Origin of the sequence: Neisseria sp. HMSC069H12, from assembly GCF_001812735.1 — a bacterium.
GTDB classification, from domain to species: domain Bacteria; phylum Pseudomonadota; class Gammaproteobacteria; order Burkholderiales; family Neisseriaceae; genus Neisseria; species Neisseria subflava.
In genome coordinates, this window is sequence record NZ_KV810279.1 from 1 (window position 1) to 730 (window position 730).

General features: G+C 50.1%; 1 protein-coding gene. It reads left to right on the forward strand.

Features of this window, described 5'->3' with window-relative positions:
- Positions 1–647, forward strand: a 647-nt coding sequence (locus HMPREF2872_RS05890) for an IS5 family transposase (protein WP_070632005.1), incomplete at its 5' end; no start/stop codon positions are given.
- Between the last annotated feature and the right edge of the window lie 83 nt (positions 648–730).

Below are 730 nucleotides of genomic sequence, written 5' to 3' on the forward strand. Positions count from 1 at the left end.
AACTGATCAACCGCCAACTGACCGAAAAAGGCTTAAAAGTAGAGAAAGCATCCGCCGCCGTCGTTGACGCCTCCATTATTCAGACCGCCGGCAGCAAACAGCGCCAGGCCATAGAAGTCGATGAAGAGGGACAAGTCAGCGGCCAAACCACACCAAGTAAAGACAAAGATGCCCGTTGGACAAAGAAAAACGGCTTATACAGACTCGGTTACAAACAACATACCCGCACCGATGAGGCAGACTATATCGAGAAACTGCACATTAACCCCGCCAATGCCCATGAGTGCAAACACCTGTCGCCTTTATTGGAAGGTCTATCCAAAGGTACAACCGTCTATGCCGATAAAGGCTACGACAGTGAGGAAAACCGGCAACATCTGGAAGAGCATCAGTTGTTAGACGGCATTATGTGCAAAGCCCACCGTAAACATCCGCTGTCGGAAGCGCAAACCAAACGCAACCGATATTTGTCGAAGACCCGTTATGTGGTCGAACAAAGCTTCGGTACGCTGCACCGTAAATTCCGCTACGCCCGGGCAGCCTATTTCGGGCTGATTAAAGTGAGTGCACAAAGCCATCTGAAGGAGGCGATGTGTTTGAACCTTTTGAAAGCCGCCAACAGGCTAAGTGCGCCTGTTGCTGCCTAAAAGGCGGCCGGATGCCTGATTAATCAGGTGTCCAAGGGGGATTAAGGAGGGATTTGGGTAGAATCAGTGGATATTTGAAACAA